The sequence below is a fragment of the Gilliamella sp. ESL0250 genome (assembly GCF_013345045.1).
GTDB classification, from domain to species: domain Bacteria; phylum Pseudomonadota; class Gammaproteobacteria; order Enterobacterales; family Orbaceae; genus Gilliamella; species Gilliamella apicola_H.
In genome coordinates this window covers 23,335-49,517 of record NZ_JAAEDV010000016.1, presented here as the reverse complement: position 1 = coordinate 49,517, position 26,183 = coordinate 23,335, and the positions used below count along the sequence as shown (strand labels likewise).

The window sequence follows — 26,183 nt, the reverse complement described above, 5'->3', positions numbered from 1 at the left end:
GTAATAACAAAATTAGATCTGAAAATATTTTTTCTAATTCCGTATTAAGGAAACTCTTATTGTTATAGTGTTGTGATTATCAATAATTAATAAGGAGAGTATTAATGGCTATTTATAGAGATGATTCAGATCTAGTATTTTTAAAACAATGCACTAACGAAGATTTGGAACTATTGATTTCAATATTAACTGTTGATCCTAATGATAATGTCACTCGATTTACTGAAACATTAACGAGTGATACAAGCTATAAACGCCATTATCCTAATCATCAATTATATTGGAAATCTATTGCTGCAGAACTTCAAACATTTGGCGCAAATTCTGGAATGAACCTATTAAGGCAGGGAAAAGGGGTTTGTTACCGCGAAATATTAATAGATGTGTGTAATCAAACTAATACAACTTTAAATGAGCCATCCTCTTTTTTTATTGAAAAAATTGAAGATGCTTTATTGAGTTCGCTCCTTAAGCAATCATTAGAAAATATAAGCCAAAACGATCTTAAAAAAATAGCGGCAGAATTAGGTAAAGTCAATTCCAAAGTTACTCCAGCCATAGTAATGATGAGTCTTCAGAATTTTATAACTTCATCCTATTTAATGTCGAGCTATTTGACATTTAGCATTTTAGAAAATTTTGGATTTAAAGTCGGAAATTTAATCAAAACGACATTCCCAGAACCTTATCCTAAAAACACTCTGCAACTAGTATCTTCTATCTGTTTAGCAATAAACCATTTATGGTTACTCTTTAATATTACAGGTCCAGCTTATCGCGTAACAATCCCTGCTTGTTTATATATAGCGACCTTAAGAAAAAAATACAATGATGCAACAATAACGAATCAGATATTAAAAAATGACATAGATATTAAAAAATTTATGGGAAAAAATCTTTAAAAAGATCTTTTATTTTCCTTATAAGGGAAATACTTATTGTTATAGTATTACTAGTAAAAACAAATAATAAGGGCTTAATTATGTCAATTTTTAAATTAATTAGTGTGGGAACAGGACTTCTTTTAACAACAACCGCCGTATATACTGCACAAGATCAAATAGCAAAAGCGTGTGAAGAAGATGAAGAGCTTAAGTCAATCAAAACAGAAGGACGGGTATTAGCTAGTTTTGTAACATCGGTTATTGTTGGTGGAGTTGTGAATAAGCTTATTAATCGTGTTTTTAATTAGATATTATAAATAATAGGATGAAAGATATTATGAAAAAATTTATTACATTAATTTTTTTATATGGTGTTTTATGTGGTAACTCTGTTGCAAATATAGGTGAATATTCATTTAAAAAATATCCAGTTGAAGGTAGTAATGGAAAGTTGATTGAATATAAATCTCAACTTAATGAAACATTTAGTTTTTCATTTTTTGTTGACACGAAAAAAGAAACTGCTGTACCTGTTATATCTGATAAGTTAAAAAAATATCAGGCTGTAAGCGTGCGTTTTTGTGTAGATGAAACAGATGATTGTTGGCGAGTTCCAATATATGGCGATTTGTTAAATGTATTTGTCGATAACATTAATAACAAACAAAACGTTTGGGATATTGAATTTCTTGATAAAGATAAGTTACTCACAACAGGTATAATGAGTATACCTCAGTTAGGTGATCTTTCTAATTATGCTGGTATCGATGAAACTGATTATGATGGATTGCTACCTTACGTAATTTGGCAAACTGATGTTAAGGCTTATGAATAAAATATAGTGTAGGAATTACTCGCGTTGTTTATAGTAATTTAAGAAACGACAGTGATGAATATACATAAAACTAACGCCTATATCATAAAAAAATTTCCGTCCCGATTTAGCTAAACTTTTTATGGTCAGGCGTCTAACCATTTATAGCACCGAAAGAGCTCATTAAGTATTAAATAACATAACTCTCATAGAATATAAAACATGAAAACAGTTAGTATCATTTTCTAGGTGAGCAGTGTGCTCACCATGGGTATTTACACAGGTGTCGTTTTTTAGGTTCTATTTTTTGTAAAAAATATTCAGGATTCTATACCTTTTGGTGATTAATTGAGACTTGGTGGTATCCCATTTGTCAAAATATGTAATCTCTATCGTATCAGTTAAAAATTTACGAAATCTGCTAGCTATTAAATGAATAGGTAAGTTGAAAACGTGATTTGTACTTTAATGAAGATGTAGCATAATCAGCTAATAGTTCACGATTCAAAAGATAAAAAACAAAAATTTAAGTGATTTCTGGCAAAACGCTGTATAAATTTTTGGAAGATTATTTTTATCATGAAGTGTAAACAGCCTGATGTTTTCCTACAGGATTTTGAATTTATGGTATTACTACAAATAATATTAAAAATAATAGCTAAAATAGTTGTTTTATCAAATTTATGATAATATTTGGTTTCTTTTAAAACCTTTACAAAAAAATGAATGCGATGAAAAAAGTAAAATATTCTTTGTTGCTAGTTTGCAATATAACATTGGTCGGTTGTTTTGGTTCTGATACCTCTTCTTCTAGCTCAGTTGATCGTATGATTGACAATCCAACTCCAAACGAAATAAAAGTTGTTGTGGATGGAAAAGAATTAACCATTCCAGCGAAATCAAGTGTGAATTATACATTTGATTACGGTAAGCATACATTGTCTTATGGTGATCAATCGTTAAATTTTATAGCTAAACCTTCAACAACTGATAGTTCTGGATTAATTAATCCTACTCAAAGTAACTATTATTTGTTAACTACTTTCTATACAACTTCGAATGTGAGTGATGAAACTTATGATAAGTTGATAGCTAAACATTTAAATTCAGTTCCTGTAATTATTAACGGTGAACAGCAAGAGCTTGAACTGCCGGTTAAAGTTATTAATGATGTTTTTATTGAGCGTCGAAAGGATTTTTGGGATTATTCCGTTGATGAACCTTATCCAGATGAAGTGACTTTGCGAGGAAAGGGGCAATTCCAATCTCAAAAAATTAAATTATTTCGCGAAGACAGTTTTATTGAATCCTTGAAATCAGAAGGACTTAATGAAAAAGTAAACTTCATAAATCAACATCCTACATTTTCTGAGATCAAGAAATATACGATTCCAAATATTCAGTTAGATGCGATTGCCTGTAAAAAAGGCCGTGAATTTGTGGAAACTCAATTAAATGATTGGAATAAGTTTTTTACCTCGACAGGTAAAGACTTAGCATCGTTATATAAACAGTTAACATCGAATGAAACTTTTCAGAAAAAACATGCCATTATAAAAGAATGCACATCGGAAGGAGATACGAATCAAAGTTATCAATCAGCGACAAGACAACTTGAGGAAGCTTTCGATGAAACCAAACAAATCAATTTTTTTGTTACTCAGTAAATAAAATGCTTTTAGTATCAGGAAAATTGTTATTTAGCATTTTAGCTGTATAAGCATAAAACGAGTGTGAGCATAAAAGAGCTATGTTTCAGGGCATGGCTTTTTTATTGTCATGTATGATGGTTATTTTATTGAAAAAACGGGCATAAGCCCGTTTTAGTGATTGGTTAGTTGTAAACAACTATTGCTGTGAGATGATGCTTATCTTTTGTCCACTTGTTGATACAGCTTGAATATCACGATCATACATAGCTTCACCAAATGCAGGTGGAATGCTGTAGGTTCCTACATTAGTTGCTTTGATTTGATAAGTAAATTTCTGTATTTTATCATTATAGGTTGAACCATAGATAATAACACGATCTTCACGAACATCTGTATATTCCGGATAACAAGTATGTTTGTCTGTTTTTATAACAATTTAGATAGAATAAAAATAAGCAATAAATTACTATATATTACAGAGTTAAGTTAAGTAAAGGTGAGTTAATATGCATAACTCAAATATTGATATTAATGATTTCATTATAACTATAGTTGAAAAATTAAGGTTTGCAGAAAAATTAGACCAAAATAGCGTTAATTATCTCTATGATTTACTTGATCAAACTGCAGTTAATTATACGCAACAATCTGATATTCCCAAGCAGCTTGCTTATAGTCTTTTGGTACTACATGATAATTTAGAAGGAGCTTTAAATTATTATCAAGGTGATGAGCTAGCTTATATATCAGGTATAAATTCGAGAATAAATGGGTATATTGAAAAGATTTTATTGTGAAATGATAATAAAATTAATTAGTTACAGATAAATTATCAATAGAGCAGCAATTGGCAATATTAAAGCAGAAATATAAACAGTTAATGTTATCACCACAAGAATATAGATAGATTAATCCGTTGCAATAACCAACCTGCATATCATTAAAAGTATACTGTTTATGATTATCTTGTTAAAAAATAATGTATATCTATCTGAATGCAATTGATTTTCTACGTACTAGTGTAGTGACAACAATATACTTTAGTTTAGTCCTAAATTTGAGTTATTATAATCATTTCAAATTATTGGCTAGCCGGTGGCCATTGACAATAATCATTATGACTAATAGTCGATATTCATTAAGTTCAATTGGTTAAAGTAGAATTCACTACTAATATTAATGAATAAACACAATATTTAGCCAATTTCTTCTTATTTTTTAGCAATAAAAACCGCCCGCATTGGAGCAGGATAGCCTTCAATGGTTTTTGTTAAGTCGGTTGGATCTAAAAAGTCCGCGAGTGAATCCGATGTCATCCATTCTGTTTTACGTTGTTCATCCAAACTGGTGAGTGATATATCAACCAGTTTTGCATCAGAAAATCCACATTTTTCTAACCAATTAATCATTGTTGGAACTGATGGAATAAAATAAACATTCCGCATTTGAGCATAGCGTTCACCCGGCATGAGTGCTGTATGTTCAGCACCATCAATGACTAATGTTTCGAGTACTAATTGACCATTTTCAACGAGTTGATCTTTTAATTGAAATAAATGATCAAGTGGCGACCTACGATGATATAAAACGCCCATTGAGAAGACTGTATCAAAAGCGCCAAGTTTGGGTAACTGCTCAATACCAAGTGGTAATAAATGCGCTCTTTGATCGTTACCCAATAATTTACGAATAGCCTCAAATTGGCATAGATAAAGTGCCATAGGATCGATTCCTACAGCAAGTTTTGTTCCAGCGCCAATCATGCGCCATAAATGGTAACCACTATTACAACCCACGTCTAAAACAATCTTACCTTCTAAATTATCAATATGCTTAATTAAGCGTTCCCACTTCCAATCTGAACGCCATTCTGTATCAACATCAATACCATATAAGTGAAAAGGGCCTTTGCGCCATGGCATCATGTTTTTTAGTAGTTGAGTAATTCGTTGCTGTTCACCAATCGAGATAGGTTGTTCACTATTGACTGTTACACTATGCAGTAAATCAATTTGATAAGGGGTGATAGTTGGTAAGTGTTTAATACTATTGAGCCATTGATTAAAACGGTTATCAATATTTTGATTTTGCCAGTTTGCCAGTTGTGCTGGTAAGACTTCTAGCCAGTGGCTCAGTTTACTTTTTGCGATAATCTGGTAAAAATCACCAAAGTCAATCATTCTGTTTTCCTTATCAATTAAGCTTAAATCAATCAGTTATTTTATGGCAATGATAGAGCCAAAATTAAAACATTGAAACCATGTATCTATATGTTTAAAACCAGCTTCAGACAGTCGCTGTTTATGAGTTTCAATGGTGTCTGTTAGCATGACATTTTCTAACATATTACGTTTTTGGCTGATTTCTAGTTCACTGTAGCCGTTAGCACGTTTAAAATCATGGTGCATATTAAATAACAATTCGTCGATAGTTGAATCACTAAAACTAAATTTTTCAGACAGCACTAAAATACCATTAGGATTTAATGCGCTATAAATGTTATTTAAGATACGTTGGCGATTTGCTGGCGTCAAAAACTGCAAAGTAAAATTAAGTACTACCATTGACGCGTTTTGCATATTGAGGTTACAAATATCATCACAAATTACATCCACTGGTGTATTTGCTTTATATGATTCAAGGTGCCTTTTACAGCGATCAACCATGGGCTGGGAATTATCTACCGCAACAATATGGCAGTTTTCGTGATTAACATGACGACGAATAGATAATGTGGCAGCACCTAAGGAACAGCCTAAATCATAAATCGTTGAATTAGGCTGTACAAATCTTTCTGCTAACATGCCGATCATTGAGATGATATTAGAATAACCAGGTACGGAACGCTGCACCATATCAGGAAAAACTTCAGCGACTTTTTCATCAAATGTCCAATCGCCTAATTTATCTATTGGTGTCGAGAATAGCTGGTCTTTTTTGGTATCCATAAAACTAATTGGTACTATAGAAATTAATTCTGTTATCATATCATTTTTTTATATTTAATTGCTCGGATAATTATGGGTTTTGTCGATTTTATTACTATTGTTATAGCGATTGTTGTTAGTGTTTTAATAACTATCTATCTTGGAAAACGATGGCTATTTTGGTTTGATTTTAATTTTATCGGCTATCATCAATTTATTTATTGGATCGTTGTTTTTATAGCTGGATTATCGCTAACCTTTTCTAAAATATTTAATAATATATCAACTTATTGGCTACCATTATGCTGTAATGTCATTACTGGTTTGATGATTTGCTGCGTTTTTACCTCGCTTATTTTTGACACTGTACGTTGGCTTAGTAAAAAAAAGGTTAAACCCAATTTATGGCTTAAAATTGTTTATATTATTGCCTCGGTATTATTGTTTTGTTTTGGTCATGAAATGGCAATTAATCCCAAGATTGTGCATTACCAAGTTAAAATTGATAAACCTGCAAATGTTGAGCATTTACGTATTGTTCAACTTTCCGATATTCATCTTAATGAACAAACGACACATCGATTTATTCAACAAATGGTTGATGAAGTGAATAAGCTTAATGCTGATTTTATTGTGATTACGGGGGATACATTAGATAAACGTTTAAAACCTTTTACACAAAATGGTTTTGATAAGCAATTTCAACAATTAAGATCAAAATATGGTACTTATATTATATTTGGTAATCATGAATACTTAGCCACTAACCTAGAAAATAACCGCGAAGAAGATATTGCTAATGCTTTTAGGCAAGCAGGTATGAAAGTACTAAAGGATGATATCATTTATTTCGATGATATAGGGATTACATTAGTGGGCCGAGATGATTTTTCTTCATTTCGTTATAATGTAAATAGGGCTTCACTGGCAGATCTTATTATGTTTACTAATACTGATTCGCCAATTATTTTATTAGATCATCAACCAAAAGACCTTACTGAGCCAGAAAAACTGGGGGTTGATTTGATGATTTCTGGACATACTCATGCTGGGCAAATATTTCCTATTAATATTATTGAAAAATTAATGTATAAAAATACTTATGGATTATATAGAAACGAAGATCATCATTTTAGCAGCATTGTGAGTAGTGGATATGGATTTTGGGGACCACCAATTCGCTTAATGACTCGTTCCGAGATCGTGGTAATGGATATCGTTTTTGACAAAAATACACACAATGAATAAATATATTTGAACAGGAATTTAATTTTGTCTTATCAACTTATTATTAGTAATGATCAGCTAGCTGATTATTGTTCAAAAATCGAAAATAGCTCGGCTTTGGCTTTAGATACTGAATTTGTTCGAACCCGAACCTTTTACCCTCATTTGGGTTTACTGCAGGTATTTAATGGTGAACATGCAGCATTAATTGATCCAATTAGTATTACTGATTGGCAGGCTTTTTTGGCTATATTAAATAATCCAACTATTGAAAAATATTTTCATTCATGTAGTGAAGATATTGAGGTCTTTTCTTATCATTTTGGCTGTGTTCCAACACCGATTGTCGATAGCCAAATATTAGCTTCATTTTTAGATAATCCATTAAGTAGTGGTTATGCTAGTTTAGTAAAAAAATATTTAGGGGTCGAACTTGATAAGAGTGAAACCCGAACAGATTGGCTAAAACGTCCATTAACTGAAAAACAGTGTAAATATGCTATTAATGATGTGTTATATCTTTTCCCATTAATTAATATTTTAAAATCACAGTTAAGTACTAATCATTATTTACAAGCAGCTTATCAAGAGTGCCAAATGGCGGTTGTCCGTAAATCGGAATTAATGGATCCAAATGATGCTTATCTAAATATTAAAAATAGTTGGCAATTGAAAGGGAAAAGTTTAGGGCAATTGTATAAATTAGCGAGCTGGCGATATAGATTAGCAAAAGAACAAGATATTGCTATAAATTTTGTAGTACATGAAGAAGTATTATTGAAAATTGCACGCTTTTCACCGACATCATTAGGAGAACTTGATAAGTTAGGTATGAAAGGGAAAGAAATTCGCTTGTATGGTCAAATAATTTTGGATCTTTTATCTACTCCCATACCCGAAATTCAACCAATTCGCCGAGTTAATAGCTATCCAGATTATAAAAAAATTACTAATGAATTAAAACAAGCAGCACTGACTATTTCTTCACAAACAGGTCTTAGTGAGGATTTATTGCTTTCACGTCGATTAATTAATCAATACATAAAGTGGAAAATCGATAAAAAGGGGAAGGTACCAGAATTATTAATAGGTTGGCGTAAACCTTTATTTGAGCAGTATTGTCTTTGATTATTGGTTAAATGTAAGCATAGTTTGTACATTTAATGATTTTTTAATCCAACAATAGGCAAAGTCAGGTTACGATAGATAGCTAATAATCGAATAACCAGTGTAACCAAAATACCAATGAGTGTTGAATATTCCAAAGGTAGTTTGAATGCATTATAGGCGATAACATGGATTGTTCCGCCGATGACGCAAGCAGTGGCATAGATATCGGTTTTAAATACCATTGGAATATCTCGAGCAAGTACATCTCGAATAATACCACCACCTACTCCAGTCATCATTCCCATACAAACCGCCACTAAGCTGTTTACGTCAGAATAAATCGCTTTGTTCACGCCAATACCCACAAATACAGCAAGGCCGATTGCATCTAATACAGAAAATAACCATTTAGGGACTGTAATTGATGATGAGTAACGTAATAAGAGCATGGTGACTAACGAGGTGATGATAGCAATATACAGATCAGTGGAATCAGTGATCCAAAAGATCGGCCCATGATTTAAAACAATATCGCGGATTGTACCACCACCAATAGCGGTGATGACCGCTAGCACTAAGGCTCCGATTGGATCCATCTCTTTTTTAGCTGCTAGTAATACACCAGAAATAGCAAATACAATAGTACCTAATATGTCAAACCCAAAAAGATAACTCACGCAAGCTCACTTAGCATTGATTCAACAATGAGTGATGATTGTGTTGCAGCTAATTTTAAAAAGGATTGAAAATCAACTGCAGATTCATTATCTCCATTATCCGAGATAGCACGAACAACCACAAATGGTACTTTAAATAACCAGCAAACATGACCAATAGCTGCGGCTTCCATTTCAACAGCAATAGCATTTGGGAAAGTTTGTTTTATTCTTGCTAAATTGCTTTTACCATTTATGAAAGCATCTCCACTACCAATTGAACCTTCAATCGCATTAACTCCGTGCTTTTTGATACAGATTTTTGCTAATGATTGGTATTTTTGATCAGCATCAAATGCTACAGGACAACCTGACATTTGACCTGGCTTGTAACCAAAAGCAGTCAAATCAACATCGTGGTAAAAAACATCCTTTGAAACAATAATATCACCAATATTAAGGTCGGACGATAACCCACCAGCCGAACCAGTGTTGATAACAGCATCTACTTTATAATTATTTAATAATAACGTAGTACCTGATGATGCTGCTACTTTACCAATACCAGATTGGAGCAGTACGATTTCACAACCAGCAATTTGACCTAAATGAAAATCACAACCTAAATAACGCTCAACGTGATAATGGGTGATTTTACTTTTTAATATGGCTACTTCTTCTTCCATTGCAGCAATAATAGCAATTTTCATGCGATCCTCTTGGCTTAGTTTGGGTAACTTCAAATTAGATGTGCTATCATAGTTTGAGAAAATAAATTTGACAATATATGAATCAATCGGAGCTGAAATTGCGAACAATATTTATTACAGGCTGCTCAAGTGGAATAGGGCTGATCTCGGCCATTGCTTTAAAAAAACGTGGTTATCGTGTTATTGCTTCGTGTCGCAAATCATTGGACCAACAAAAACTTATCGAGCAAGGATTTGAAACTGTGCTTCTTGATCTTGACAATCCTGAATCAGTCAAGCAAGCTGCTCAAGAAATTCTCGCTTTGTCTGAAGGCAAATTATATGCGTTATTTAACAATGCAGGTTACGGTGTTTATGGTCGATTAAGCACGATCAGTCGGGAGCAGTTAGAATCTCAATTTTCCACCAATTTTTTTGGTGCCCATCAGTTGACGCAATTACTGCTTCCAGCCATGCTAGAACAAAATGAAGGGCGTATTATTCAAACAAGTTCAATTGTTGGTATTGTTGCAACGCCAGGGAGAGGTGCTTATTCAGCCAGCAAATATGCCTTAGAAGCTTGGTCTGATGTGTTAAGGCTGGAATTAGCACAAACCAATATCAAGGTTTGTTTAATTGAACCTGGCCCATTAAAGACATATTTTTCAAACAATGTAAATCAAACAGAGCAAAAGAATATGGTAAAAAATCCACCTATAGCTAAACGATTTACTTTACCGCCCGAGGCTGTTTTGCCTTACTTATTCCATGCCCTTGAACACAGCAAGCCTAAAATACGTTACAGGGTAACAAAAATAACAACAATAGCAGCTATTGCTAAACGTTTGCTTCCTGATAGATTAATGGATAAAATTTTAAAGAATAAATAATAAATCATTATACCCTAGGACATAATATGCAAAATCAATTTATTTTTGATGTTAATGAGCAAAATATTCAAGAGGTGATTGAAAGATCATCGACATCCCCAGTGTTATTTTATTTTTGGTCAGCTAGAAGTCCAAATTATGAGGTAATGACTCAAACATTAACTAAATTGGCTAATGAACATCATGGGCAATTTATTTTAGCCAGTATTAATTGTGATGAACAACAAATGTTAGCTGCTCAATTTGGTTTACGGGCTATCCCAACGGTTTATTTATTTCAAAATGGTCAACCTGTAGATGGTTTTCAAGGACCTCAATCTGAAGAAACCATCAAAAATTTTTTAGAAAAAGTGTTACCAAATGAAGATGAGCTTAAATTAATTGAAGCACAAAATTTATTTCATGAAGCCAAATATGAAGAAGCATTACCACTGTTACGGCAAACTTGGAAATCACTTACCGATCATTTGGGTAAACCAAGAACAGATATTGCATTAATGCTAATAAAATCACAAATTGAACTTAAACAGCTAAATGAAGCAAAAGAAGTGCTTGCAACTATTCCTCTACAAGATCAAGATTCAAGTTATCATGGATTACAAGCCGAAATAGAACTACTTGAACAAGCCGCTAATTCTCCTGAATTACAGCAATTACAAGCGGAATTTGCTCAACATCCTGATAACGTTGAATTAATGATTCAATTGTCTTCCCAATTAATGCATGTAGGGCGTCATGAGGAAGCATTAGAGTTGTTATTTAAACCGTTGACAAAAGATCTTAATGTTGGTGACGGACAAGTGAAGAAAACATTACTTGATTTACTAGCAGCATTAGGAACAAGTAACCCGTTAGCTAGTAGTTATCGACGTAAATTGTATACTTTATTATATTAAGATTTTATGAAATTTAAACTGGAACGAATTTTTAAGCGTTTACTTATAGGTTTATTATTTTTGCTAAGTGTAAACAGTGGGTTTGCTATTCTATGTGCTTCTTATGTTCGTTCTCTAAAAAAAGATATACATAGAAGTAAACTCGATGAACTAAATAAAAAATTAGCACAAAAAAATTCGAATATAAAAATTATAGATAGAAATTTATAAGTGAAAAGATTCAACAATAAACTATTGTTGAATCTTTTTATTTAGTGTTCAATAATGCGAGGAAAATCTTCATTACTACGTAATGTTAAGACTTCAACACCATTTTCAGTAACTAAAATGGTATGTTCATATTGTGCCGAAAGACCATGATCTTTGGTTTTGACTGTCCAGCCATCTTTCATGGTACGGGTACGCCAATCGCCTGTATTTATCATAGGTTCAATAGTAAAAGTCATGCCTGGTTTTAAAATTACACCGCCGTCATCAGCGTCATAATGTAAAACTTGAGGTTCGTCATGATAGACTTCACCAATACCATGACCACAATATTCCCGAACTGAAGAAAAACCAAATTTATCGACATATTTTTGAATCGTTTTACCAATTTCCTTTAAACGTATGCCAGGTTTGATAATTTTAATCGCCTCGTAAAGGCTTTCTTGTGTAACTTGGCATAATTTTTCACCTGCGATAGTTGGTTTGCCAGCAATGTACATTCTAGAAGTATCACCGTGATAACCATCTTTGATAACTGTTACATCAATATTTAAAATATCACCATCTTTTAGCTTTTTGTCAAAACTTGGAATACCATGGCAAACCACATCATTAATTGAAATGCAACTAGTGTGTTGATAGCCACTATAGCCAATATTAGCTGGAATAGCTTTTTGAACATTAACAATATGTTCATAACAAATTTTGTCTAGTTCACCAGTACTAATGCCCGGTTTAACATAAGGTTCAATCATTTCTAATACTTCAGCTGCAAGTTTTCCAGCTATTCGCATTTTTTCAATTTCGACGGGGGTTTTTAACTTTATAGACATTAAATTTTTCCTGTAATATTAATGACAATATCCTATCATACCCCGCTATTTCGTCAAATCATACCGGATGATTAATTATGCATTTTGCTTATATTCTTATAAAATTTTGTAAAAAAGTTTCAGGAAAGTATATGTTTTAGTATAAAATAAAAAATTATACTTATTTCAATACGGTTTTATATATATAATAACTCATTATAAGAAAGGGTTTTATCGCAATGCAATGTCGTTTTTATCAGCAGAAAAAATGTTTATCTTGTCAGTGGATGGATAAGCCCTATCATGCACAACTAGCAGAAAAACAAAATAATCTGTTACAACAATTAACTCAATTTAAACCTAATGACGTTGTTGAACCGTTTGCTAGTAATGAGTTTGCTTTCCGTAATAAAGCAAAAATGGCGGTGTTAGGTACTGTTGAAAGACCTATTTTAGGGATACAAACAGATAATGAGATGGTCGATTTATGTGATTGTCCTCTTTACTCAAATAGTATGCAAAACATCCTAAAACTTGTTCGAACTTTCATCCGTAAACAGGGGCTTGTACCTTATAATATTAATAAGCGAAAAGGAGAGTTGAAATTTGTTATTGTTACTGAAAGTAAAGAGAATAATATAAGCTGTTTTATGCTGCGATTTGTTTTAAAATCGCACAAACTTGTCGAAAAAATAAATAATTCTTTTAAACAATTACAAGATAAAATACAAAACTTAAAGGTAATTTCAATAAATATCCAACCTAATCATGCAGCTATTTTAGAAGGGGAAGAAGAGTTAGTTTTAACCGACACCTCATTTTTACCAATGACATTAAATGGCGTTCCTCTTTTCATTAAGCCTAAAAGTTTTTTTCAAACAAACAGTGATGTTGCCAGCAATCTTTATAAAACTGCAAGTGACTGGGTCACAAATTTATCTATTCACTCAATTTGGGATCTGTTTTGTGGTGTAGGTGGTTTTGGCTTAAGTTGTGTTAGTCTTGCTATTGAAAATCAAATCCAGCTAACAGGAATTGAAATTAGTCCAGATGCGATTGAATGTGCAACAAAATCAGCTAACAAGTTAGGTTTTAAGCGGTTAACATTTAAATCACTTGATGCTACTCAATACGCTATTGCTGAACAACACACTCCAGATCTAGTGCTGCTTAATCCACCAAGACGAGGGGTTGGTAAAGTGCTTATGCAGTATTTAGAAAATGTACAACCAAGCTATATTTTATATTCAAGTTGCAACTTAACCTCGTTAGTCGAAGATTTGATGTTGTTATCCAACTATCAAATCATGAAAGTGCAACTGTTTGATATGTTTCCCCATACTTCACATATGGAAGTCTTGGTTTTATTACAAAGAAAAGATAAATAATTTAATTATCAAACCCTAATATTATCTTCAATCTATGAGGTAGTTGTTATATTTAAAAATCTGCCAATATTCAATTATCTGTAATAAAAATAGTGAATTGTATTTTCTAATCATTAAATTACAAATTATATTTAGTTTTTATTTTAAAGGTTGTTATAAATTAGACCATTGTTAATATCAAATTATGTTAATATAAAAAAATAAATAATTTCATTTAAGGAAGGCAAAATATGATTCCTGATGTTTCTAAAGCGCTTAACTGGTTAGAAAAACACTACACCATCTTACAAGGTATTCAACGCGGTGTTGAACGTGAAACTTTACGCATTTTGCCTGACGGGACATTGTCGAAAACTTCATTCCCCGCAAAAATTGGCGCAGCGTTGACTCATCCTTGGATAACAACTGATTTTGCTGAATCAATGCTAGAATTTATTACACCGGTTAATACCAATATCGATTATATGCTAACGTTTTTACGCGATCTGCATCGTTATGCTAGTGTAAATATTGATGACGAAATGATGTGGCCATTAAGTATGCCATGTTTTGTTGCCAATGAAGAAGATATTATTTTAGCTCAATATGGATCATCAAATGAAGGGCGTTTTAAAACGGTTTATCGAGAAGGTTTAAAAAACCGTTATGGTGCAATGATGCAAACCATATCTGGCGTTCATTATAATTTTTCATTACCTATGGCATTTTGGCAAGCAAGAGATGGTGTAAAAAATACAGAAGAGGGTAAAGCTGTTATTTCTGAAGGCTACTTTACATTGATTCGTAACTATTATCGCTTTGGTTGGGTTATTCCTTATTTGTTTGGAGCATCACCATCGATGTGCTCCTCATTTATTCAAGATCCACAAAAAGCAAAAGCCTTTATTGAACAAACAAATGGTAATTGTTATTTGCCTTACGCAACCTCTTTAAGGTTAAGCGATATAGGGTATACTAATAATGCACAAAAACAACTAGGCATTACTTTTAATCATTTAGATATTTATGTTGAAGGATTAAAACGAGCAACGCATACAAAATCAGCGGAATTTGCTAAACTGGGTATCAAAGTCGATGGTCATTATCGTCAATTAAACGATAATGTATTGCAAATTGAAAATGAATTTTACGGGCCAATTCGACCTAAAAGAGTTGCAATGACTGGGGAGTCGCCGTCGGATGCACTTTTACGTGGTGGTATTGAATATATTGAAGTACGCGCATTAGATGTTAATCCATTTTCACCGGTGGGGATTACTGAAGAACAAATACGATTTATCGATCTGTTTTTAATTTGGTGTGCACTAGCACCAGCGCCTGAAATGAGCAGTCAAGAACTTGAGTGTGCCAAATTAAATTGGAATAGGGTAATAATGGAAGGACGAAAACCAGGGCTTGAGATTGGTATTGGTTGCAATAGCTATCGAGAACCTTTGGCCAAAGTTGGACACCAATTATTCAAAGATTTATTACGTGTTGCTGATGTTTTAGATCATCAAGATGACAAGCAGGGTTATCGTAATGTTTGTGAGCGTTTAGATTTGATGTTTGATCAACCTGAATTAACTTTATCAGCAAGAACACTACAAGCAATAAGCGATTTAGGTACAGCAAAATTTGGTTTAGCTTTAGCAAGCCAATATAAAAAACAGCTTATGGCAGAACCTTTAACATTATTAACTGAAGGTGATTTTGTTCAACAACGCAATTTATCTATTGAAAAACAGACGAAGAAAGAGCAGAGTGATACTTTAACTTTTGATCAATATTTGCAGAAAAAGTTGAACGATAAAAATGTTTAAAAATCGATGTTATACTTTACGTTATCAGGCAAGCAACGAAGTTGAGTTGCTATTGCCTAACCAACAAATTACAGTTAATAAACCGTTAATCGATCAAACATCATTTACTGTTTTAGTTTGGAATATTTTTAAACAAAAGAAATCTGATTGTATTACTGTACTCAAACAATATGCTGATAAAGCTAAACTAATCTTATTACAAGAAGCACAAACAACATTACCTTTACTTCATTTTATTTCACAGCATAATAAAATTGCCGATCATGTCCCTGCATATTGTTTTAACAATATTTATGCTGGGGTCATGACAATCTCTGACTCGTTACCAACTTCACTTTTCTCTTTTAGAGAGAAAGAACCATTAATTCGTGTTCCTAAATCTGCTTTAATTACTATTTATCCGATTAGAGATTCTAAGCAACAATTATTAGTTGCTAATATTCATGCTGTAAATTTTAGTATTGGTGTAAAAGTCTACCGCCAACAAATACGCATGTTATTAACCCGAATAAAAGAACATAATGGTCCAGTTATTTTGGCTGGGGATTTTAATGCATGGAGTAGACAGCGACTAAATTTATTGTATCATCTTGTTTATTCAATTGAACTTAAGCCTGTTAATTTTTCAATCGATATTCGTAAGAGATTTATGGGCAGACCGTTAGATTTTATTTTTTACCGAGGATTACAACTTAATGCAGCTGAAATTATTAGCACAACCGCATCAGATCATAATCCTCTATTAGTAAATTTTAGATTGGATTTGCATTGGCAAGATTGATTGTTAAGATATCACCTTCTTGAACTCTAGAATTTTTTAGATTATTCCACTGCAATATATCAGTAATTTTTACACGATAATTTTTTGCTATGGAATATAAACTATCTCCTGCTTTGACAAGATAAGCAATCTTTTTTTCATTTCTAGAAAAGTTATTTCTACTTACAATGCTTTTGCTTTGAATGAAACTTGATCCAAATTCAAATGGCATATTAGCATGAGGAGTCTCTTGTAGAAGTTCTGTAACTTCATTTGCAACAAGATTTTCTTTTTGTAATTTTTTAAATAAATCATGAGCATGAGTATAAGGAACAAGCAGATGAAAAGGACCATTTACTGTTTGTTGTACATATCCTGCATTATATGTTGTTAATTCATCAAGCGATAATTTAGAATATTTAGCAATTTTAGCTAATGAAATATTTTTAGAAATATCAATTCTAACAAGCGAATTTTCGTAATTACAATCAGGTAACTTAATACCATATCGTTTATTATTTTTAACAATATCAATGATAGCTAAAATTTTAGGCACATAGTGCATGGTTTCAGTTGGCAAGTCTAATGACCAATAATTTGTTGGTAAACCTTTTGCCTGATTTTTCTCAATGGCTTTTCTGACTCGACCTTCACCCGCATTATAAGCTGCAAGTGTTAAAAGCCAGTCCCCATTAAAACGGTTATTTAAATTTTGTAGCAGCGATATTGCAGAATTAGTGGAGGCAATTAGATCCCTACGGGCATCAAATGAATTACTTTGTTGTAACCCATACTCTCTAGCTGTCACTGGCACAAATTGCCACAGTCCCGCAGCTTGTGCAGGTGATGTTGCAAGTGGGTCATAAGCGCTCTCAATAAGAGGAACTAAAGCTAATTCAGCAGGTAGATTATTTCTACGAAGTTGATTAATAATGTAATAAACATAAGGTTCAGAACGTAAGGCAACCGTTTCAAATCCTTTAGGATTACGTAATAATCGTTCTCGTTCTGCTTTAATTCGGCTATTTTCAGGAACATTGGCATCAATCTGATTAAGCATATATTGCCATGGATTCTGAGTGATAGATACATAACTACTAGAATTACTTCTGTTATTAGCCGTGTTTTTCGAATACTTTATTCTAACAACAGGATTATATCGCGGTGCATGATGATGGCACGCACCTAGAAACAAACATAATGTTGTAAATATTAATAACTTTTTCATTATTCCGTAAGTTTTACCCAAATTAAGTTTAATATTATACCTAAAAAATGTCTTTTTGGCTCCTAAAAAAAGCAAACAAATCTAACTCATTATTAAAATTGAACTTATTTTGTAATTGATGTTCATGGCATCGCAAAAATAAGTTAATTTGCTTTTCTTTAAACAAAATAGACGGTAATGTTTTTGATTTTTTTGAAATCAGATCTATATAGCTTTTGATGTTTTTATCATTAGGCAATATATGGGACGCAAAGGCTAAATTTGATAGAGTATATTCATGACCAGCACAGATTAAAGTATCATCAGGCAGCCGTTTTAAATGTTCTAATGAATCTAACATTTGTTGATAAGTACCCTCAAAAACCCTTCCGCAACCAGCCGAAAATAAAGTATCGCCAGAAAACAAATAAGGGTAGCAATAATAAGCTAAATGCCCAAGAGTATGTCCGGGTACTGTTATAACATCAAAGCTAAAATTACCAATACAAACTTTATCTTGATTAACAAGATAATTAATCGGCAGATCGATTTCGCTAGGGCCGTAAATATCAATATGCTGATATTGAGCTTTTAATTCACACACCCCACCAGTGTGATCAATATGGTGATGGGTAAGTAGGATTCCAAGGGGGGAATAATTTATACTTATTAATATAATTAATAACAGGTCCAGCTTCGGCAGGATCAATAATCACGGCTTGATTATCAGAGTTGCTTAGAATCCAAATATAATTATCTTTTAAGGATTTGATGCTATTCAGTTGATACATATTATTTTTATACCATCAGTTATCTATTTAAAAGCAAGTAAATTTATATCAGTTTCATAAAAGTATTTTTATAAATTAATCAGTTAGAGATTGTTCAAATATAGCGTCTTGCATAGTAGGGGATTGCGCTTGTGTTTTAGCTATAATGTCACAGCGCTCATTTTCAATATGACCAGCATGACCTTTGACCCAAATCCATTTAATGTTATGGGGTTGCACTAATTCATCAAGCTTTTTCCATAAGTCGACATTTTTTACTGGTTGTTTGCTGGCTGTCTTCCAACCATTTTTTTTCCAACCGTGGATCCAATTCATAATACCGTTACGCAAATACTGACTGTCAGAATATAACTCAATTTGACAAGGTTGCTTTAATTGTTCTAAAGCCACAATTGCAGCTAATAATTCCATGCGATTATTCGTTGTTTTAAAAAAACCTTTCGATAATATCTTTTCAGTTTGTTTATATTTTAAAATAGCAGCATAACCACCAGGACCCGGATTACCAAGGCAAGAACCATCTGTATATATTTCGATTTTTTTTAACATTTTTTAAAATTATTTAATAATTGTTGGGGATAGAATTTAAATCTCTTGCTTATTTTAATTGAAAGTGCAAGTTAACAGCCATTTAATTTATTTACTGTTATTCTATAACTTTAGCAAATTGACGATTATCTTCATTTATGAAAGTATCAACATTAAAGTTTTTTGGTGCTAGACTATACCACTAAAAATGTTTTTTCCCAATCATTGATATAAAAAGAGAAGCAAGTGATAAATCATTCTACGCGACAAATTGTATTAGATACTGAAACAACTGGCATGAACCAAGAAGGTAACAATCACTATGAAGGACATAAGATTATTGAAATTGGTGCTGTTGAAGTCATTAATCGCCGTTTAACGGGTAACCATTTTCATGTTTATATTAACCCAGAACGCTTAATTGATGAAGATGCATTTAAAGTGCATGGCATAAGTGACGATTTTGTTAAAGATAAGCCGATTTTTAAAAATATAGCGCATGATTTTATTAAATTTATCGATGGCGCTGAATTAATTATCCACAATGCTTCGTTTGATGTGGGCTTTATGGATTATGAATTTCGTCTTTGTGGGTTTGATTTTAAAACTGCTGATCATTGTATTGTTACTGATACCTTAGCCATGGCAAGGCGCCTATTTCCTGGTAAACGTAATAACCTAGATGTGTTATGTGAGCGCTATCAAATTGATAACTCTCACAGAACCCTGCACGGCGCGTTATTAGATGCCGAGATTTTAGCTGAAGTGTATTTAGCGATGACGGGGGGGCAAACGACCTTATCTTTTAATGCAGAGGATAATAACTCATCTTCATCGGAAAATAATATAATAAAAAGAGTAGAACGTAACGGCGCGCCTTTAAAAGTAATCAAAGCAACTGAATATGAGCTTTCTGAACATGAATCAGTTTTAAAAAAAATTGATAAAAAAAGTGGTGGAGCATTATGGAATTTGAACAAATGATTGCTTTATGGTCAATTAAACGGTAATTTTTAAAATTTTATTGACGATAATAAAAAAAATCTTTAACATCACACCCGATTTAATGTTCTAACATTAAAACTATCAAATAAAAGCGGAGCGGTAGTTCAGTTGGTTAGAATACCTGCCTGTCACGCAGGGGGTCGCGGGTTCGAGCCCCGTCCGTTCCGCCAATTCATTAAGAATATCAATCGATTAAAGCACTCCGCGAAAGTGCTTTTTTTATTGCAATACTCTTTGTGTCAAATTTGTGGCACTTTCTGATAACGCGTTTTCCGAAGCTACCAGCAAATGCCTAGAAGATAAGTGGGCATATCTTCTAACTGTATCAGCTTTACTCCACGCTCCTAAATCTTGTAGTGCGTGTGGATGAGTGCCATTCATTGAGTGTCTGCTTGCCCAAACATGCCTTAAATCGTGAAATCTAAGATGGGATAGGCCAGCTCTTTTACGAGCGTTTCTCCATGCTTTTGAATTAGCGCGCTTTATTGGATTACCTTTGTAAGTAAAAACATTGGTTGGGTGTTTGCCTTGCAAATTTTCTAAAACATACAATGCAACGCTGTTTAATGGAATACCAATCCCTTTGGTTTTTACTTTACCACTACCGATGTTAACCCATGCATGACGATTTTTAATATCGACATTTTCCCACAAAAGGCCTGTGATATTACTCATCCTTAAACCTGTTGCTAGTGCAAAAATAACAATAGGTATTAAATGATCAGGTAATTCATCAACAAGCCTTTTTTCCTGATTCGGTGTTAGCATAACTTGTCTTGGTGGTGGTTCTGGTAACATTTTTATAGCGGGTACTTTATCAAGCATGTCATTCTCATATGCGCAATTAAGTACGCCTCTAATTTGTTGCAGTACGCCGTTAACAGTTCTGTTTTTTACACCTGTTTCCTGTTTTTCTTTTTTGATAAAGTTTATTAAATTGCGATCAATTTCTGAAATATATTTATTAGCTAAATATTTATCCAACCAAATTAGATCGTAATTTTTATTTTCCTTTCTTTCTGGTTTCTCGTTTAACCAGACAACAACAGCTTCTATCCAAGTATATTCTGGTCGTTCACCTAATTTTGCCACTCGCCAGCTTGTATCATATTCGCGAGCAGCTAGCTCTAATGCTTTTTGCTGATCGCGAGTCCCAGAGCTTTTGCGTACTCTTCCGGTACCATTCGGTGAGCTGTACGCGTAGTGCCAGATTTCGCCCCGTTTGTATAATTTAATTGGTTGCTTTGACATTTTTTTAACTCCTCAAACTCATTATGTCGCAGCACCTCTTGCGAGGTGTCATTTTGATTTCTTTTTATGTAATTATCAAGATCTTCTTTCTCAAAAAGCCAGTGTCCTTTTTTACCGTTACGTTTGTATCCCTTGATAATTCCTTTTGATGCTTTAGCTCTTACATTAGTTGGATGTTCTTTTAAATAACTCGCAGCTTCTTTTGTTGTGTAATACATAATTTTTTATCTAAATTTAATATTTTCACCAAATTTGGCGTTAATTCATTAGAAGTATTATTTCCCCAATAGGGAATTAGGATATTTACGCTAATTTAATTTAGCCATTAGCAATCTCCAGTTTTGATTTTATTTCTTCATATGACTCTTGAACAAAAAGGGTTTTGTCATTAAATATTTCAATAACCGTTTCAATACTATCGGTTTTTTGAATATAAATAATGCATTCTATGTTAACTAACATCTTACCTTCTTGGTCTGTTACCTCAATAAACTTAGCCAATTATAAACCCCTCTTAGTCGTTAACTATTGTTGTATTAAGTAATTGCCACTCTGTCGCCAACGGCGTGACACTACCGTCTGGAAAGTATTTTGGCTTGTATATTTCAAATTAGTGGGCTAACCGTATAAGGAACAGATCACTGCTAACACTAATTATCAACGCATATACCAGACGCCACCTGCGTTATTGCACCGCTTTAGTAAAATCGTTGATTAAATTAGCTAGTTCATTAGCAACTAAAAAGAAATCAGCTTCTATTCGTTTTGCTTTATCATCTAGTGAGATATCGCTATTTTCATCTAACATTTCAGATGAATAGCTAATTTTTGAAAAAACGAGCTCAGTATTTACTGTAAAAACTGTTTGCTGTTTATATGAGAACGATAGCGATTTAATTTCATGCCCGCCATTTAGATAACTTTTGACTTCTTCTGCAGTGAGGTTTTCGTCAATAAGTTTTATTTTTCCATTACCGTCTAATGGGTCGGCTAACATTGCATCATTGAGTACAAAAAAGTTTGGTGGAGTGCTGTCATTACATACCCATTCTTTTAACGTGAATGATATATAATTTTCAACAAAAAGTGGTTTGAGTGCTAATACGCCTAATTCTTTTCTTATCAATGCAAGAACGTCCTCGGCTTTTTTAAAGCTTGCTGTTTCTACCGCTATAAATTTATCTTTATCATTAATCCAAACATAGACGTATTGATCTTTTGTGAAAGCAACAGGCAGTAAGTCAACAATAACATCATCTTTTGCACGAAGTCTTTCACTCTTAGTAACGCTACGACCTAGTTTTTGTTCGAGTTGTTCAATTCGTTCAGATGTTTTTTTCTTGATAACAGATGATGGTAACAGCTTGCTTTCAATGCGTAACTTTAATAACGAGTGCCCTTGGACCTGTAATTTTAATACGTCATCGTCATCAATTGGCGAAACAAAACCTTTTTTAATTGAATCTGTTGGTCCGCAGGGTGTGAATGCCATGTTTTTTAACATGTCGTTGTCTAAACGTTCTATGCCGCTGTTATTTTTATCGAATTGATAAATAATTAGGTTTTTGAAAAACATATTTAATACTCCACATTTTATTTTATCTTTCTGCACTAAGATGTTTAATTAATCGCAATGGTTCGGGTAAACAAAGTCGTCTATCATGTCACAGTCAAATACAAGTTTGGATTGTCCGTAATAAAGAGCAATAATTAAGTTTTGATATTTTGTGTTTGTGGGTTGAATTAATTTCCCAATACATTCGCCATCAATTTTTGCTGAATAAACTTCATAAGCGTAACATTCAGCTAGCTCAAATTTATCTTTTACTTTTTCGTCTAAACGGCGACAAGCGAGATTGTTGTCCAATTCGTACTCACTTCCATCCATGTATGATGAATAACTCTCATTTTTAGGTATCTTATCAAAATAGATATGCATATAATAACAACTGCTTTCATTAGTTCTGACGTCTGGTCGATCCCATCCCTTCTCCATGGCTTCTTCTGCATATTCTTCAACAAAAGCCTCCAGTAAATCAGAAAGATAAATATATTCAGGAATAGGGTATTCATTAATAATGTTATTAAGCATTTTTGTCGCTTTATCCACAAAATTTTGCTCAACATTCGATGAAATCCATTGTCGTTGAAGCGAGTTGACAATTAATTGGTTATATTTAGGTAGAGAAATAACATCTTGAATATTAGCAGGTAATGCTTCTTTGAACGCTTCTTTTACAGCTAGCCCAAAATCGCTATACCGGCCAAATGCAGATTCAATTGTATTTTTAAATAATTCTTCAAGTGCTTCATCAATTATTGAGGCAGGTTTATCACTATTGTTAAAACGGTCAACACCTTCTAGTAACAAGTCTTTTAATGTTTTATCTGTCATTTCCATTCTCCACAAATGTTGTAAATAATTTTGTTCGTGAGACCTATGCACAGGACTCATATTTTATTTATTTAGATATGACAATCATATAAACTAAATAATGTGTTTTCAGATGCGCTGTTTACTAATTCCCAGAACTTAGCATTCCAGTCCGCTTGTGAAACATCGTCAGAAGATAAGCCAAACCAGCCCATTTTTCCTTTTGAGTACCACTTACCATCTTTAATTACTGCATATGTAACGCAGGTTGATTCAGTACAACGTTTGATAAAATCATCTTTTGATTTGCCAAAATAGTCAAACGGGCAACATAAAAGGGGATATAACTTAGAAACTTTAGAGTTTTGTGTAATTAATTTGACAGCAGGTTGTTTATTGTAGAAATCCCTTGCACTTTCAATGTCTTCATGTTCTTTTTTACATTCTTTCCATGTTTTAGGAAACTCTAAATTTTTGTCCAATAAAAATGATTGGAATAGGTCATACTTCATTTCGGCTTCTAGACGCTCGTTGGAAATAGCTGTATCAAAATCAATATTACGTTTTAACGCAAATGGTGATGTTGTTTTGTCTTTTAGTTGGAAGCCTCCAAATCTTCCGCCTAGGCTATACCAATCCCATTGGTAGTTCGGGTTTGTTCTTTGAACTGCTTTAATTAATTTGCCGTCTTTAACTATTGCATAACCAAATTTATGTTGTTCAAGTTTATTAATTTGACTTTCATCTTCAACAATTGAGTCTTCTAGACCGTGATAATACAAGGCAGAGTCTAAACTACCTTGTTCACCGGCGGATGATAAAACATCTTCTGTAATGTCTATATCTTGAACATATTGATCATTTTTGCCAGTACTTTCAAATTCATGAAATGGGGCTAATTGTGCTTCTGGATTTTCTCCGATAACTAAAACTGCAAAATGACTCATATTAATACTCCACGTGTTTGTTAAAAAATCTTTAAAAACGCTCTGGTCTGCACTCCAAGAGCGTACGATTTACTCCACTAACATTCTGTAATCAGGAACTGCATTAACTAAGTGTGCCTATCTTTATACTTGTTAGGCTCAAGTGTCCTTTTTGTCACCACAACAGCAAGGAATCTATTTATAAAATAATGTTATTTATGTATAATTTATACACCACAACAATAAGGATAAGACTAATGTCAAATGAAGAACAAAATATAGCAATATTACATGCGACCATGAAAGCAAGACCTAAAAGGCTTCAGCCTGTTTATGAGCCTATTCAGGAAGAAAAAGGCGCTCCACCAAAACCACGTCCACAACCAAATCCTAATAAGTAAGGTTAAGTGTTATGAGTGATGAGGATAAATACAAATATAGTGTTCCCCCTAAAAAAAGGCCAACACCTATACCAACACCTAAAAAGTAGAGATAAACGTGAATAAACCAAAATTCAACGGGGGTGTTCCTCCTAAAAAACGACCAACACCAAAACAAGACAATACAAAAAATAAGTAATGCTGGTTGTTTTACCACTCACAGCTATCGTGGTAAGATTAGTTGTCACGCCAATCTTAGATTTAATAATTTAAGATAAAGGGGAGTATTATGTCTGAAACTGACCAAACACAAGAATTATCATGTCGAGATACTTTAATTTTCGATATTCACTATAACTATTACATGAATAAAATGACTTCACTCCTATTAGGACGGATTGATCGTTTTTTATCTTTTATTGTTGTATTCTTAGGTGGTGCTGTTTTTGGTGATGTTAAAAACACTATTTGGTATGGTTTGTTAATTGCATCATCAATGGCGCTTAAACAAGTATTTCAGTTCTCTGAATCATCAGCTAGAGCTGACTCTCAGTGTAAAGCTTTTCTTCGATTGATTAGAGATCAATCTCATATTACTTGTGATTTAGAATTAACAAAACAAATTAAAGATGTAGAAAAAAATGATATACATCATTTGAAAGCAATCGAATTCGCTGCTATGCAAAGGGCTACTATTGTTTTAAGCGCAGATGTTGAACCTGATAGTGCCGTTTCTTTATCTAGACTACAAAAATTAGTTGCATGGTTTGCTGGCGATCTTCCCGAAGAGAAAGACTACAAAAGCCTTATCAAAAATAAACCCCAAATATAAAATACACTTAGTTAATGCTGTTCCTGATTTTTAAAGAGCTAAATAGCTTTTTACATAGTTCTGTTATAAAATATAGGCTCAATATCAATTATCAGTAAATGGAGTGTGAAAATGTCAGCTACAGATTTCACTAATAAAAAAGATGATACAGATAAATATCACTGAAAATAGTAAC

At 33.0% G+C, this 26,183-nt stretch carries 29 protein-coding genes, 1 tRNA gene and 1 pseudogene; 16 read left to right on the top strand and 15 right to left on the bottom strand.

All coding sequences use genetic code 11. From position 1 onward, the window contains the following. Positions 1-104: 104 nt before the first annotated feature. From GYY69_RS11585 to GYY69_RS11570, 4 genes are all read left to right on the top strand, one after another. Entirely contained in the window at positions 105-902 is a 798-nt protein-coding gene (locus tag GYY69_RS11585) for a DUF3944 domain-containing protein (protein WP_174797818.1), read from the top strand. An 80-nt stretch (positions 903-982) separates the two neighbouring features. Next, entirely contained in the window at positions 983-1,192 is a 210-nt protein-coding gene (locus GYY69_RS11580; RefSeq protein ID WP_174797817.1) for a hypothetical protein, read from the top strand. 29 nt (positions 1,193-1,221) lie between these two features. Beyond that, entirely contained in the window at positions 1,222-1,719 is a 498-nt protein-coding gene (locus GYY69_RS11575; protein WP_174797816.1) for a hypothetical protein, read from the top strand. A gap of 710 nt (positions 1,720-2,429) precedes the next feature. Further along, on the top strand, positions 2,430-3,365 hold the full coding sequence (locus tag GYY69_RS11570) for a hypothetical protein (RefSeq protein ID WP_174797815.1): 936 nt from the start codon (positions 2,430-2,432) through the stop codon (positions 3,363-3,365). A 181-nt stretch (positions 3,366-3,546) separates the two neighbouring features. Here GYY69_RS11570 and GYY69_RS13220 read toward each other — a convergent pair whose 3' ends face one another. Next, positions 3,547-3,780, bottom strand: coding sequence for an alpha-2-macroglobulin family protein (locus GYY69_RS13220; protein WP_446718904.1), 234 nt, complete (start codon positions 3,778-3,780; stop codon positions 3,547-3,549). A gap of 76 nt (positions 3,781-3,856) precedes the next feature. On the opposite strand from GYY69_RS13220, the gene GYY69_RS11560 reads away from it, so the two are divergent. Then, positions 3,857-4,147, top strand: coding sequence for a hypothetical protein (locus tag GYY69_RS11560; RefSeq protein ID WP_174797814.1), 291 nt, complete (start codon positions 3,857-3,859; stop codon positions 4,145-4,147). A gap of 414 nt (positions 4,148-4,561) precedes the next feature. On the opposite strand, the gene cmoB is transcribed toward GYY69_RS11560, so the two are convergent. Both cmoB and cmoA read right to left on the bottom strand, forming a co-directional pair. Next, complete coding sequence (cmoB, locus tag GYY69_RS11555) at positions 4,562-5,530, bottom strand: tRNA 5-methoxyuridine(34)/uridine 5-oxyacetic acid(34) synthase CmoB (protein ID WP_174797813.1); 969 nt, start codon at positions 5,528-5,530, stop codon at positions 4,562-4,564. 36 nt (positions 5,531-5,566) lie between these two features. Next, positions 5,567-6,337: a carboxy-S-adenosyl-L-methionine synthase CmoA gene (gene cmoA / locus GYY69_RS11550; RefSeq protein ID WP_174797812.1), complete on the bottom strand. Its 771-nt coding sequence runs from the start codon at positions 6,335-6,337 to the stop codon at positions 5,567-5,569. A 33-nt stretch (positions 6,338-6,370) separates the two neighbouring features. On the opposite strand from cmoA, the gene GYY69_RS11545 reads away from it, so the two are divergent. After that, a complete protein-coding gene (locus tag GYY69_RS11545; RefSeq protein WP_174797811.1) occupies positions 6,371-7,525 on the top strand; it encodes a metallophosphoesterase in 1,155 nt (384 codons plus the stop codon). A 24-nt stretch (positions 7,526-7,549) separates the two neighbouring features. After that, positions 7,550-8,632, top strand: coding sequence for a ribonuclease D (rnd, locus tag GYY69_RS11540; RefSeq protein ID WP_174797810.1), 1,083 nt, complete (start codon positions 7,550-7,552; stop codon positions 8,630-8,632). Between the two features lie 32 nt (positions 8,633-8,664). Here the strand turns inward: rnd and GYY69_RS12975 are convergent, their stop codons facing one another. Further along, complete coding sequence (locus tag GYY69_RS12975; protein WP_202985009.1) at positions 8,665-9,291, bottom strand: TRIC cation channel family protein; 627 nt, start codon at positions 9,289-9,291, stop codon at positions 8,665-8,667. Continuing rightward, on the bottom strand, positions 9,288-9,980 hold the full coding sequence (gene mtnN / locus GYY69_RS11530) for a 5'-methylthioadenosine/S-adenosylhomocysteine nucleosidase (RefSeq protein WP_174797809.1): 693 nt from the start codon (positions 9,978-9,980) through the stop codon (positions 9,288-9,290). The genes GYY69_RS12975 and mtnN overlap by 4 nt, the downstream gene beginning before the upstream one ends. A gap of 77 nt (positions 9,981-10,057) precedes the next feature. Between mtnN and GYY69_RS11525 the strand changes: the two genes are divergently transcribed. Both GYY69_RS11525 and GYY69_RS11520 read left to right on the top strand, forming a co-directional pair. Beyond that, entirely contained in the window at positions 10,058-10,849 is a 792-nt protein-coding gene (locus tag GYY69_RS11525) for an SDR family oxidoreductase (protein WP_174797808.1), read from the top strand. A 26-nt stretch (positions 10,850-10,875) separates the two neighbouring features. Further along, on the top strand, positions 10,876-11,745 hold the full coding sequence (locus GYY69_RS11520) for a co-chaperone YbbN (protein WP_174797807.1): 870 nt from the start codon (positions 10,876-10,878) through the stop codon (positions 11,743-11,745). A gap of 251 nt (positions 11,746-11,996) precedes the next feature. Here GYY69_RS11520 and map read toward each other — a convergent pair whose 3' ends face one another. Next, the gene (map, locus tag GYY69_RS11515) at positions 11,997-12,785 is read right to left on the bottom strand and encodes a type I methionyl aminopeptidase (RefSeq protein ID WP_174797806.1); all 789 of its coding nucleotides are present in this window, start codon (positions 12,783-12,785) and stop codon (positions 11,997-11,999) included. 218 nt (positions 12,786-13,003) lie between these two features. On the opposite strand from map, the gene rlmC reads away from it, so the two are divergent. The 3 genes from rlmC to GYY69_RS11500 all read left to right on the top strand — a co-directional run bounded on the left by rlmC (position 13,004) and on the right by GYY69_RS11500 (position 16,735). Then, positions 13,004-14,152, top strand: coding sequence for a 23S rRNA (uracil(747)-C(5))-methyltransferase RlmC (gene rlmC, locus GYY69_RS11510; protein WP_174797805.1), 1,149 nt, complete (start codon positions 13,004-13,006; stop codon positions 14,150-14,152). A 230-nt stretch (positions 14,153-14,382) separates the two neighbouring features. Continuing rightward, a complete protein-coding gene (gshA, locus tag GYY69_RS11505; RefSeq protein ID WP_174797804.1) occupies positions 14,383-15,954 on the top strand; it encodes a glutamate--cysteine ligase in 1,572 nt (523 codons plus the stop codon). After that, positions 15,947-16,735, top strand: a complete 789-nt coding sequence (locus GYY69_RS11500) for an endonuclease/exonuclease/phosphatase family protein (protein WP_174797803.1) — start codon at positions 15,947-15,949, stop codon at positions 16,733-16,735. Before gshA ends, GYY69_RS11500 begins: the two co-directional genes overlap by 8 nt. Here GYY69_RS11500 and GYY69_RS11495 read toward each other — a convergent pair. The 3 genes and pseudogenes from GYY69_RS11495 to rnhA form a co-directional block, all read right to left on the bottom strand. Then, on the bottom strand, positions 16,707-17,942 hold the full coding sequence (locus tag GYY69_RS11495; protein ID WP_174797802.1) for a transglycosylase SLT domain-containing protein: 1,236 nt from the start codon (positions 17,940-17,942) through the stop codon (positions 16,707-16,709). The two genes, GYY69_RS11500 and GYY69_RS11495, sit on opposite strands and share 29 nt — an antisense overlap. Before the next feature lie 40 nt (positions 17,943-17,982). Beyond that, positions 17,983-18,712 (bottom strand): annotated as a pseudogene (gene gloB, locus GYY69_RS11490) (hydroxyacylglutathione hydrolase). 75 nt (positions 18,713-18,787) lie between these two features. Further along, positions 18,788-19,261, bottom strand: a complete 474-nt coding sequence (rnhA, locus tag GYY69_RS11485; protein ID WP_174797801.1) for a ribonuclease HI — start codon at positions 19,259-19,261, stop codon at positions 18,788-18,790. A 225-nt stretch (positions 19,262-19,486) separates the two neighbouring features. Here rnhA and dnaQ point away from each other — a divergent pair, with 225 nt between their 5' ends. Further along, positions 19,487-20,224: a DNA polymerase III subunit epsilon gene (gene dnaQ, locus GYY69_RS11480; protein ID WP_174797800.1), complete on the top strand. Its 738-nt coding sequence runs from the start codon at positions 19,487-19,489 to the stop codon at positions 20,222-20,224. Positions 20,225-20,338: 114 nt separating this feature from the next. Beyond that, positions 20,339-20,415, top strand: a tRNA-Asp gene (locus GYY69_RS11475). A gap of 49 nt (positions 20,416-20,464) precedes the next feature. Here GYY69_RS11475 and GYY69_RS13215 read toward each other — a convergent pair. From GYY69_RS13215 to GYY69_RS11450, 6 genes are all read right to left on the bottom strand, one after another. Beyond that, on the bottom strand, positions 20,465-21,457 hold the full coding sequence (locus GYY69_RS13215; RefSeq protein ID WP_446718903.1) for a tyrosine-type recombinase/integrase: 993 nt from the start codon (positions 21,455-21,457) through the stop codon (positions 20,465-20,467). Next, positions 21,373-21,714, bottom strand: coding sequence for a helix-turn-helix domain-containing protein (locus GYY69_RS12790; protein WP_238786564.1), 342 nt, complete (start codon positions 21,712-21,714; stop codon positions 21,373-21,375). The genes GYY69_RS13215 and GYY69_RS12790 overlap by 85 nt, the downstream gene beginning before the upstream one ends. A 100-nt stretch (positions 21,715-21,814) precedes the next feature. Continuing rightward, positions 21,815-21,997: a flagellar FlbD family protein gene (locus GYY69_RS11465; protein WP_174797798.1), complete on the bottom strand. Its 183-nt coding sequence runs from the start codon at positions 21,995-21,997 to the stop codon at positions 21,815-21,817. A 184-nt stretch (positions 21,998-22,181) separates the two neighbouring features. Then, positions 22,182-23,072: a recombination-associated protein RdgC gene (locus GYY69_RS11460; RefSeq protein ID WP_174797797.1), complete on the bottom strand. Its 891-nt coding sequence runs from the start codon at positions 23,070-23,072 to the stop codon at positions 22,182-22,184. Positions 23,073-23,120: 48 nt separating this feature from the next. Continuing rightward, positions 23,121-23,891 carry a hypothetical protein gene (locus GYY69_RS11455; RefSeq protein ID WP_174797796.1) on the bottom strand — a complete coding sequence of 257 codons (771 nt, stop codon included), beginning with the start codon at positions 23,889-23,891 and terminating at the stop codon, positions 23,121-23,123. Between the two features lie 71 nt (positions 23,892-23,962). Beyond that, entirely contained in the window at positions 23,963-24,817 is an 855-nt protein-coding gene (locus GYY69_RS11450) for a hypothetical protein (RefSeq protein ID WP_174797795.1), read from the bottom strand. Positions 24,818-25,053: 236 nt separating this feature from the next. Between GYY69_RS11450 and GYY69_RS11445 the strand changes: the two genes are divergently transcribed. Together GYY69_RS11445 and GYY69_RS11440 are read left to right on the top strand one after the other, a co-directional pair. Next, positions 25,054-25,197 carry a hypothetical protein gene (locus GYY69_RS11445; RefSeq protein WP_160406149.1) on the top strand — a complete coding sequence of 48 codons (144 nt, stop codon included), beginning with the start codon at positions 25,054-25,056 and terminating at the stop codon, positions 25,195-25,197. A gap of 268 nt (positions 25,198-25,465) precedes the next feature. Then, entirely contained in the window at positions 25,466-26,008 is a 543-nt protein-coding gene (locus tag GYY69_RS11440; protein ID WP_174797794.1) for a hypothetical protein, read from the top strand. The last annotated feature ends 175 nt before the right edge of the window (positions 26,009-26,183 follow it).

Coding starts and splice junctions, on each gene's coding strand:
- GYY69_RS11455 (WP_174797796.1), bottom strand. CDS start 23,891: ATGACAGATAAAACATTAAAAGACTTGTTACTAGAAGGTGTTGACCGT.
- GYY69_RS11445 (WP_160406149.1), top strand. CDS start 25,054: ATGTCAAATGAAGAACAAAATATAGCAATATTACATGCGACCATGAAA.
- GYY69_RS11580 (WP_174797817.1), top strand. CDS start 983: ATGTCAATTTTTAAATTAATTAGTGTGGGAACAGGACTTCTTTTAACA.
- GYY69_RS11585 (WP_174797818.1), top strand. CDS start 105: ATGGCTATTTATAGAGATGATTCAGATCTAGTATTTTTAAAACAATGC.
- gshA (WP_174797804.1), top strand. CDS start 14,383: ATGATTCCTGATGTTTCTAAAGCGCTTAACTGGTTAGAAAAACACTAC.
- GYY69_RS12790 (WP_238786564.1), bottom strand. CDS start 21,714: ATGTATTACACAACAAAAGAAGCTGCGAGTTATTTAAAAGAACATCCA.
- cmoB (WP_174797813.1), bottom strand. CDS start 5,530: ATGATTGACTTTGGTGATTTTTACCAGATTATCGCAAAAAGTAAACTG.
- GYY69_RS11500 (WP_174797803.1), top strand. CDS start 15,947: ATGTTTAAAAATCGATGTTATACTTTACGTTATCAGGCAAGCAACGAA.
- GYY69_RS11520 (WP_174797807.1), top strand. CDS start 10,876: ATGCAAAATCAATTTATTTTTGATGTTAATGAGCAAAATATTCAAGAG.
- GYY69_RS11450 (WP_174797795.1), bottom strand. CDS start 24,817: ATGAGTCATTTTGCAGTTTTAGTTATCGGAGAAAATCCAGAAGCACAA.
- GYY69_RS11495 (WP_174797802.1), bottom strand. CDS start 17,942: ATGAAAAAGTTATTAATATTTACAACATTATGTTTGTTTCTAGGTGCG.
- GYY69_RS11440 (WP_174797794.1), top strand. CDS start 25,466: ATGTCTGAAACTGACCAAACACAAGAATTATCATGTCGAGATACTTTA.
- GYY69_RS11560 (WP_174797814.1), top strand. CDS start 3,857: ATGCATAACTCAAATATTGATATTAATGATTTCATTATAACTATAGTT.
- GYY69_RS11575 (WP_174797816.1), top strand. CDS start 1,222: ATGAAAAAATTTATTACATTAATTTTTTTATATGGTGTTTTATGTGGT.
- rlmC (WP_174797805.1), top strand. CDS start 13,004: ATGCAATGTCGTTTTTATCAGCAGAAAAAATGTTTATCTTGTCAGTGG.
- GYY69_RS11545 (WP_174797811.1), top strand. CDS start 6,371: ATGGGTTTTGTCGATTTTATTACTATTGTTATAGCGATTGTTGTTAGT.
- rnhA (WP_174797801.1), bottom strand. CDS start 19,261: ATGTTAAAAAAAATCGAAATATATACAGATGGTTCTTGCCTTGGTAAT.
- GYY69_RS11525 (WP_174797808.1), top strand. CDS start 10,058: ATGAATCAATCGGAGCTGAAATTGCGAACAATATTTATTACAGGCTGC.
- GYY69_RS11460 (WP_174797797.1), bottom strand. CDS start 23,072: ATGTTTTTCAAAAACCTAATTATTTATCAATTCGATAAAAATAACAGC.
- mtnN (WP_174797809.1), bottom strand. CDS start 9,980: ATGAAAATTGCTATTATTGCTGCAATGGAAGAAGAAGTAGCCATATTA.
- cmoA (WP_174797812.1), bottom strand. CDS start 6,337: ATGATAACAGAATTAATTTCTATAGTACCAATTAGTTTTATGGATACC.
- GYY69_RS11570 (WP_174797815.1), top strand. CDS start 2,430: ATGAAAAAAGTAAAATATTCTTTGTTGCTAGTTTGCAATATAACATTG.
- map (WP_174797806.1), bottom strand. CDS start 12,785: ATGTCTATAAAGTTAAAAACCCCCGTCGAAATTGAAAAAATGCGAATA.